This window comes from Patulibacter sp. NPDC049589, assembly GCF_040675535.1.
In the GTDB taxonomy this organism is placed as follows: Bacteria; Actinomycetota; Thermoleophilia; order Solirubrobacterales; family Solirubrobacteraceae; genus Patulibacter.
Genome location: NZ_JBFAPC010000067.1, coordinates 21,453 through 29,274, shown reverse-complemented (window position 1 = coordinate 29,274; position 7,822 = coordinate 21,453). Strand labels below are relative to the sequence as shown.

The window sequence follows — 7,822 nt, the reverse complement described above, 5'->3', positions numbered from 1 at the left end:
CCTGAAGGACGACCCGTCGTCGCCGTGCAAGGGCAAGCGGCTGGCGGACCTGTCCGGGAACGTCGACCTGCTCGGCTTCCCGATCAAGGGCCGGCGCCGACCGCGAAGAGTGACGAGAGCACGAGCCCGATCACGACCGGTACGGCCGCCATGGCTCCCCGCCGGCGGGCCGGATCACCGGCGGCCCGCTGCCGGCCGACGAACCGCCGCACCGGGCCGATCGCGCCCAGCCCGGCACCCAGGACGGCCAGCAGAGCGAACCCGCCGAACAGCAGGAACGCCTGGTCGGTCGGGTCCCAGTCGCCCTGCACCTGGACCGGAGCGACCCGCAACTGCACGTAGACGATCACCGCGAACCCGGCCGCCAGCGTGGTCGCCCAGGCCGGCACGTGCAGGCCGGCCACCAGGATGGCGACCACGACACCACCGGCCGCGGCGATGATCAGGGCCGGGACGAGCGCCTCGAGCACACCCTTGTCGCTGTTCTCCGCGTACTGCAGGGACGCGGCCAGGGCGATCGGACCGACGGCGAGGTTCGGCACGCCGGCCCGCAGGCTCAGCCCGGCGCCGAGGGTGAGCAGCCCGATCGCGGCGCCGGTGACGAGCAGCGTGTCGAGGGCGGGTCGCTGCAACGCGGCGGAATCCTCGCGGAACAGCAGGAAGCCGATGACACCCGCGGCGACCAGCAGCACCACCTCCCAGCCGAGGTGGATACCGAGCCGGTCCCGGTCGTCCTCCACGACGGGAACGGCGCCCGTGGTCACCGGCGCCCGCAACGACTGGTCGAGAGTCGTGCCGGCGGTGTCGTCGTACTGCACCCGGCGCCGGTACGCCGCCGGGTCGGTCGGGGTGTCTTCGTCACCAGGCCGGCGGAAGGTGGTCTCGTCGTAGGCCATGCTCCGCGCCTCCTAACGCCTCCACGAGCGGTTCGAGGCGCACGCTACTCCGGCTGAGGGCCGCCCGCCGCAAAGCATACGGATAAGAGATGGCCTCAGTTCAGAGGCTAGATGGCGTAGACAACCGTCAACGTCAGCGGCGCCCGGTGGGCCGATCCGTCTCGTCGTCCTGCCGGCCTCCAGCCCGAACGCCGCCGCGATCCGCGCATGGGACCCCCGCCGGTCCTCCGGGGCCGCGATCAGGTTCTGGCACATCAGCTCGTCGGCACCGCTCGCCTCGAGCATCTGCTCCAGGGTCGCCCGCACGCGCTCGGGGCCGCCGGCGACGAAGCGCGGCCAGCGGTCGCCGACGATGGTCGTGGGCTCGTCGCGCTGGGCCGGGGCCAGCTCGCGCAGCGCCTGCTCCGGCGTCGGCATCGTCGCCCCGATGCCCCCGCGCATCAGGCGGGCGTAGAAGCCCTTGGCCGACAGGGCGAGCCGGTCGCCGTCGGCGTCGTCCTCCCCCATCGCGACGTTCACGGCGAGCATCGCCCGCGGGTGCTCCGCGTCGAAGCCGCGGGGCCGGAACGCCCGCCGGTACTCCTGCAGCGCGTCGGTCGCCAACAGCGGGTGGATGAAGCCCGCGAACGCGTAGCCGAGGCCCAGCTCGCCGGCGAGCGCCGGCCCCTGCGAGCTGGACCCGAGCGGCCACGTCTGCGGGACGTGCGGAACCGACGGCATCAGCGGGTGGCCGGCGAACGGGTGACCGTCCGGGAAGCGCTCGTACAGCCACGCGAGCACCTCGGACACGCGCTCGCGGTGGTCGTCGACCGGCCGGGACGCCCGGTCGGGCTGGAGCGCCAGGTCGATGACCTGCCCGCTCGTGGCGCGCCCCATCCCGAGGTCGACGCGGCCCGGGTACATCGCCTCGAGCTGCTGGAACATCTCGGCGACCTTGAACGGGCTGTAGTGGTTCAGCAGCACCGACCCGGACCCGACGCGGATGCCACGGGTGACCGCTCCGGCGGCCGCGATCAGCAGCTCCGGGTGGTGCGAGGCGTTGGACGACGCGAGGTGGTGCTCGGCGAACCACACGCGGTGGAAGCCCAGGGCGTCGGCGTGCCGGGCGGTCACGACGGCGTCGGCGAGGCCGTCGACCTCGGTCTCACCAGGCCGCACGGTTCCCAGCTCCACGATCGAGACCTTCATCGGCGTGCTCCGGGACGGGACATGGTCCGACCGTAGCGAGCCGGCCCGGCCCTCCCGTGGGGACCGCCCGATGTCCGGGTCGGCGGGTCGGCCTCGCGCCTTGCGCCACGTGGGCGGCCGGCGCCGGCCGCGCTCGTCGGAGCGCCGGCCTCAGGCCATCGTCGCGCTGCCGACGACGACGTCGCCGTCGAGCAGCATCGCCGTCTGGCCCGGAGCGGCCTGGAGCAGCGGCTCCTCGAGCACCAGCGCGCCCGGGCCCGTCTCCCCCACGTCGGGCGACGCGACGATCCGGGCGCGACGGGGCTGCTGGCGGTAGCGGAGCTTCACGGCGTCGACCCGCCAGGGCTCGACGTGCAGGACGACGTCGGTCAGCGTCACCTGGTCCGTCATCAGCAGCTCCTTGGGGCCCACGGTGACGACGTTCGTCTTCACGTCCGTGGCCACGACGTAGCGCGGGGTACCGCCGCCGACGCCCAGGCCGCGGCGCTGGCCCAGCGTGTAGAGGTGGGCGCCCTGGTGCTCGCCGAGGGTGCGGCCGGTCTCGGCGTCGCGGATCGGGCCGGGCTTGTCGACCAGGCCGCCGTGGCGCGCGAGGAACTCGGAGCGGCCCGTGCCGGCGAGGAAGCAGAGGTCCTGGGAGTCGGGGGTGCGGGCGACGGGGAGATCGGCCTCCTCCGCCAGCGCGCGGACCTGGGGCTTCAGCAGCGCCCCGAGCGGGAACCGCATCCGCGCGATCGAGGACGGCCGGAGGCCGCTCAGCATGTACGCCTGGTCCTTGCCCGGGTCGACCGCCAGGCGCAGCAGGCCGTCGTCGGTCGTCCGGGCGTAGTGGCCGGTCGTCAGCGTCGCGCAGCCGAGCCGGTCGGCGAGACCGAGCATCGCGTCCAGGCGCACGTTGCCGTTGCAGCGCACGCACGGGTTCGGCGTCAGGCCGTTGCGGTGGTCCTCGATCCACGGGGTGACGACGCCGTCGCGGAACGCGTCGCGCAGGTCGAGCGTCAGGTGCGGCATGCCCATCCGGTGGGCGAGGTCGCGGGCGCGGCGGACGGCGGAGTGCGAGCAGCAGGACGACTCGGCGTCGTTGGCCGGGTCGCGCCAGAGCTCGAGCGTCACGGCGACGGCGTCGGGGCCGGCCTTCAGGGCGGCGACGGCCGAGTCGACCCCGCCGCTCATCGCGACCAGCGTGCCGCGCGGATCCTCGTCGCCGGGTGACGCCTCCGCGGCCACGGCAGAGCCGAGGGCCCGGTGCAGGGCGTCGACGACGAGCTCGGCGGCGTGGCGCTTGCCGGGGTGCAGGCCGCCGACCTCCTCCGCCAGCGCGTCGATCGAGATGCGCGCGGCGTCGCGGATCGTCGCGCCCTCGAGCAGCTCGCACGCCACCGAGCCGCAGACGGTCAGGGCGCCGCAGCCCTCGGCCACGAAGCCCGCGGACGCGACGCGGTCGCCGTCGATGCCGACGACCACGCGCACGAGGTCGCCGCACGCCGCGCCTCCGGCGACGCCGTCGTACCCCGTGGGCGGGAGCTCCGCCAGCCCGACGGGCGAGCGCAGGTGCTCCTCGTAGCGCCAATCAGCCACCCGTGAAGGGTACCGGCGTGACCGTCGGAAGCCCTACGGATGGGGGCGCACGACCGGACGGTCGGGCGTCCGCGGGACGGGTACGGCGCACGCACCAACGGCCGTCCGGATCCGGCCCGCGGGGGCCCCGGGCCCTGCGAGGATGGCGCCGATGAGCTCGCCCGCCGCCCCCACGACCGCCGCCTCGTCCGACCTGGAGGACACCGTCGCCCGGGCGCGCCGGCAGACCCTCGCCGACCTCCTGCACCGGTCGGCGCGGCGGTTCCCGGACCGCACCGCCGTGGTCGAGGCCGGGGTCCCCGATCCGCGCGGCCGGACGTACGCGCAGCTGGACGCCGACGCCGACCGCATCGCCGCGGCGCTGGCCGCGCGCGGCATCGGGCCGGGCGACCGGATCGCCCTGCTGGCCCGCAACGGCCTGCCGTACGTGCAGGCGATCTTCGGCGTCGCGCGCGCCGGGGCGGTCCTCGTCCCCGTCAACTTCATGCTCGGCGGCGCGGAGGTCGGCTACGTGCTGGAGCACTCCGGCGCCGTCGGCCTGCTGGCCCAGGACGCGCTGCTCGGCGCCGCCGACGAGGCGGTCGACGTCGCCGGTGCGGCCGGCCGGCTGCGGGTCCGCGCCGTGATCGACGCCGACGGTGCGCGGGGCCACTGGGAGCCCTTCGAGGTGCTGCTGGAGGACACGGGGGCGCCGGTCCCGGACCCGCTCGTGGCGTCCGACGCGCCCGCTCAGGTGATGTACACGTCCGGCACCGAGTCCCGGCCGAAAGGCGCGGTCCTCTCGCACGAGGCGCTGATCGCCAACTACTCCACGTGCATGGTCGACGGCGAGATGGCCGCCGCCGACGTGCAGGTCCACGCGCTGCCGCTCTTCCACGTCGCCCAGCAGCACGTCTTCCTGCTGCCGGCGATCCAGCTCGGCATGACGAGCGTGATCCTCCCCGCCCCCGACCCGGCGAGCGTGCTGGCGACGATCGAGGAGCACGGCGCGACGATGTTCTTCGCCCCGCCGACGATCTGGATCGGCCTCCTGCGTCACCCGGACTTCGACCGACGCGACCTCTCGACGCTGGCGAAGGGCTACTACGGCGCGGCGATCATGCCCGTCGAGGTCCTCAAGGAGCTGTCGCGTCGCCGGCCGGAGCTGCGGCTGTGGAACTTCTACGGCCAGACGGAGATGGCGCCGCTGTCGACCGTCCTGCGCCCGGAGGACCAACTGCGCAAGGCCGGGTCCGCCGGCCGCGCGGCCCTGAACGTGGAGGCACGCATCGCCGCCCCGGACGGGAGTGAGCGGCCCACCGGCGAGGTCGGCGAGATCGTCCTGCGCAGCCCGCACGCGATCCACGGCTACCTCGACGCCCCGGACCGCACCGCCGCGGCGTTCGCCGGCGGCTGGTTCCACTCGGGCGACCTCGGCATCGCCGACGACGAGGGCTACATCACCGTCGTCGACCGCATCAAGGACATGATCAAGACGGGCGGCGAGAACGTCGCCTCGCGCGAGGTCGAGGAGGCGATCTACGCGCACGAGGCGATCGCCGAGGTCGCGGTCGTCGGGCTCGCGCACCCTGAGTGGATCGAGTGCGTCCTCGCCGTCGTCGTCCCCCGCGAGGGCGCCGAGGTCGACGCGGAGACCCTGCGGGCGTTCTGCCGCGAGCGGCTCGCGGGCTTCAAGGTCCCCAAGGCGTTCCGGGTCGTCGACGCGCTGCCGAAGAACGCCAGCGGCAAGATCCTCAAGCGCGACCTGCGCGAGCGGTTCGCGGACGTCGCGTCCGAGGTGCCGGGGCCGCGCTGAGCGGGGCGGAGCCGGCGGGGTGGTGAAGCGTCCGGCGAAGCGGCCCCGCGACCCGGTCGGAGCATCGGTGTACGATCGTGCACCGAGATGCTGGACCACGCGCACACCGGAGGACCGGCATGAGGAGCGACGAGCTCGAGGCCGTCGGCGAGACGGCCGCCCGAGCCTTCCAGGGCGGCGTCGGCCACGTGCAGGCCACCCACCGGACGATCGCCCGGCGCGTCTTCGGCGCGACCTCGGTCCTCGGTCCCACGGCGACGACCGTCGGGCGCGTCCACGACGGGATCGCCGACGGGGTCTACGCCGCCGTCCGCGGGATCGGCGGCCTGGCGCTGCGGGGCGCCGCCCGTTCCGCCGCCGTCGTCCGCCCGGCCGACCACGACCTGCCGGCTCTGACCGACCGGCCCCTCGGCGACGCGCTGCTCGGGGCGCTGGGCGGCGCGTTCGGCTCGCGCTTCGCCGCCGAGGACAGCCCGCTGGCGCTGCGGATGACCGCCCGCGTCGCCGGCCGCGACGTCCTCCTCGAGCCCGCCGACCTGCGCCGCGCGTTCCCGCTCCCGAGCGGGCGCGTCGCCGTCCTGGTGCACGGGCTCTGCATGACCGACGCCGCCTGGGAGCGCGGCGGGGACGACGAGGCGTACTACGCGCGCCGCCTGCACCGCGACCTCGGGTACGACGTGGTCTCCCTGCGCTACAACAGCGGGCGCCGGATCCCGCAGAACGGGGCCGAGCTCGCGAGCCTGCTGGAGCGCCTCGTCGCCGCCTGGCCCGGCGGCGTCCGTGACCTGGCGCTCATCGGTCACTCGATGGGCGGCCTCGTCTGCCGCAGCGCCTGCGCCGTCGGTGCCGACACCGGCCACGGCTGGCTGGAGCCGCTGAACGACGTCGTGACGCTGGGGGCCCCGCACCTGGGCGCGAACCTGGAGCGCGCCGCCGCGACCGTGCACTGGGCCGCGGGTCTGCTGCCCGAGACCCGCCTCTTCGCCGACCTGCTCGAGCTGCGCAGCGACGGCGTCCTCGACCTGCGCGACGGCGCGATCGTCCTCGACGACCTGCCGCTGCCGGTCGACCGCTGGCCGTGGGGCGAGCGCGGCACCCACGTGCCGCTGCTGGAGGGCGTCCGTCACCACGCCGTCGGCACGACGATGGCGCGGGACCCGGAGTCCTGGCTCGCGGCCAACGTCCTGGGCGACCTGCTCGTGACGCCGTCCAGCGCCGCGTCCCGGGCCCGCGGCGAGCGCCGGCTGGCGTTCGAGGAGGACGACGTCGTGATCCTCGGCGGCATCGATCACCTCGCCCTGCTGCACCACGCGCGGGTCTATGCGCACGTGCGCCGGTGGCTGCGGCCGCGCGGCGCGCTGCCCGCGGCCGGCGGGACCGGCGACGGGGTCGTCGAGGGCGCGGCCGTCCGCGTGGCATGAACCGCCGGGCCGGCGAGGTCCGAGGGCGGCCGGATCCCCCTGGCGCCGCGCGATGCCCGATGATTGGCGGGCCGCATGCCCACTCCCGAGCCGCCCTCCGACCCCGCTCCCGTCCCGGAGCCCGTGGTCGCCGACTTCCCGCACGGCCGCGTCCCGCGCGCCGTGCGCGAGCAGCAGGTGCTCGGGCTCGCCGAGTCGCTGTTCGCGGAGCGGGGCTACCAGGGCGCGTCGATGGACGAGCTCGCGTCGCGGGCGGGCGTCTCGAAGCCCGTCGTCTACGACCTCGTCGGCAGCAAGGAGTCGCTGTACCTGCGCTGCGTCGAGCGGGCCGGCCGGGCGCTGGCAGAGGTCGTCGCGACCGCCGCGACGTCCGAGAGCGATCCCGAGCGGCGGATGCGCGCCGGGGCGGTCGCGTTCCTGCGCTTCGTCGCCGAGGAGCGGGGCGGCTGGGACCTGTTGCTGACCGCCGGACCGGAGCCCGGCGCCGAGCCGATCCTCGCGATCCGCGCCCAGCAGAGCGCGCTGCTGACCGTGCTGACGCGCGAGACCGTCGAGGGCCTCGGCGTCGAGCTCGACGAGTGGCGGATCGAGGCGCTCGCCCACGCGCTGAACGGGGCGTTCGAAGGACTGGCCTACTGGTGGCGGGCCAACCGCGACGTGCCGCCGGAGGAGCTCGTCGACTGGATCACCGCGCTCTTCTACCCGGGCATCCGGGCGCTCGCCGGGCTGCCGGACGACGCCTGACACCGATGGTCGTCCTGGTGTGACGGGACGTGGTCGACCATTCCTCGACAGGACTTCGGGAATCACGGCCACGTCCCTTCCCGACGGATCGACCATGCGTTTGAGTCCGCACGGGCCGGCGCGGCCGGGCGACACGCCCGGCGCCCGGCTTCCGCCCGACGCCCACCGCCTCGATCCGGGGAGTCCCCCGATGCGACCGC

At 75.1% G+C, this 7,822-nt stretch carries 6 protein-coding genes; 3 read left to right on the top strand and 3 right to left on the bottom strand.

Annotation, left to right across the window (positions count from 1 at the left end):
- Nucleotides 1-83: 83 nt before the first annotated feature.
- The 3 genes from AB0L40_RS14145 to mnmA all read right to left on the bottom strand — a co-directional run bounded on the left by AB0L40_RS14145 (nt 84) and on the right by mnmA (nt 3,662).
- Complete coding sequence (locus AB0L40_RS14145) at nt 84-896, bottom strand: hypothetical protein (RefSeq protein ID WP_364355320.1); 813 nt, start codon at nt 894-896, stop codon at nt 84-86.
- 12 nt (nt 897-908) lie between these two features.
- Nucleotides 909-2,084 carry an MsnO8 family LLM class oxidoreductase gene (locus AB0L40_RS14140; RefSeq protein WP_364355317.1) on the bottom strand — a complete coding sequence of 392 codons (1,176 nt, stop codon included), beginning with the start codon at nt 2,082-2,084 and terminating at the stop codon, nt 909-911.
- Between the two features lie 150 nt (nt 2,085-2,234).
- The gene (mnmA, locus tag AB0L40_RS14135) at nt 2,235-3,662 is read right to left on the bottom strand and encodes a tRNA 2-thiouridine(34) synthase MnmA (RefSeq protein WP_364355314.1); all 1,428 of its coding nucleotides are present in this window, start codon (nt 3,660-3,662) and stop codon (nt 2,235-2,237) included.
- Nucleotides 3,663-3,813: 151 nt separating this feature from the next.
- On the opposite strand from mnmA, the gene AB0L40_RS14130 reads away from it, so the two are divergent.
- From AB0L40_RS14130 to AB0L40_RS14120, 3 genes are all read left to right on the top strand, one after another.
- A complete protein-coding gene (locus AB0L40_RS14130) occupies nt 3,814-5,457 on the top strand; it encodes a fatty acyl-CoA synthetase (RefSeq protein WP_364355311.1) in 1,644 nt (547 codons plus the stop codon).
- 119 nt (nt 5,458-5,576) lie between these two features.
- The gene (locus AB0L40_RS14125) at nt 5,577-6,878 is read left to right on the top strand and encodes a hypothetical protein (protein WP_364355308.1); all 1,302 of its coding nucleotides are present in this window, start codon (nt 5,577-5,579) and stop codon (nt 6,876-6,878) included.
- Between the two features lie 75 nt (nt 6,879-6,953).
- Entirely contained in the window at nt 6,954-7,622 is a 669-nt protein-coding gene (locus AB0L40_RS14120; RefSeq protein WP_364355305.1) for a TetR/AcrR family transcriptional regulator, read from the top strand.
- Nucleotides 7,623-7,822 lie beyond the last annotated feature (200 nt).